At 54.4% G+C, this 698-nt stretch carries 1 pseudogene; it reads left to right on the top strand.

Annotated features, from left to right (window positions below):
- Positions 1-91: 91 nt before the first annotated feature.
- A pseudogene (locus PG888_RS23045) lies at positions 92-698 on the top strand (transposase); the annotation flags it as partial.

The raw sequence follows: 698 nt of genomic DNA, 5'->3' as shown, positions 1-698 counted from the left end.
TAGATTGGCCCCTTGAAGATCCAGACACTTCGCCCCTCTTAACTTAAGAGGTAGTCTTGGAGCTATGTTCAGTACTAGTCACAACGAGAAGATGGTCGAAGTGTTAACAGGGGCCGAGCGCCGTCGACGCCGGACTCCACAAGAAAAGATCGCCATCGTGCAGCAGACCTTTGAGCCCGGGATGACCGTCTCTCATGTTGCTCGCTTGCACGACGTCAACGCAAACCAGCTTTTCAAATGGCGTAAGCAATTCCAAGAAGGGTCTCTCACGGCGATCACCGCCGGTGAGGATGTTGTTCCTGCTTCCGAGTTGGCTGCTGCCATCAAGCAGATCCGAGAGCTTCAGCGTCTGCTCGGGAAGAAGACCATGGAGAACGAGATCCTCAAAGAAGCCGTGGAGTATGGTCGAGCAAAAAAATGGATTGCGCATGCGCCCTTGTTGCCGGGGGACGACGATTAAGTGCTGTGAGCCAGGCTCTTAATGTATCGCGTGCGCAGCTATCCGTTCGTGTTCATCGAAAACCGGGTTGGCAAGATGGTCGTCATCATCGCCAGCGTGATGATGCAGCCTTACTTGGCCGTATCATGGAGGCGATGGCAGAGCTTCCCTCCTATGGCTATCGCCGGGTCTGGGCGCTGTTACGGCGTCAGTCTGAGGCAACAGAACAACCTGTGGTAAACGCTAAGCGGGTATATCG

This window comes from Aeromonas sp. QDB23 (assembly GCF_027707745.1).
GTDB classification, from domain to species: domain Bacteria; phylum Pseudomonadota; class Gammaproteobacteria; order Enterobacterales; family Aeromonadaceae; genus Aeromonas; species Aeromonas allosaccharophila.
This window is presented reverse-complemented; position numbering and strand designations above follow the sequence as displayed.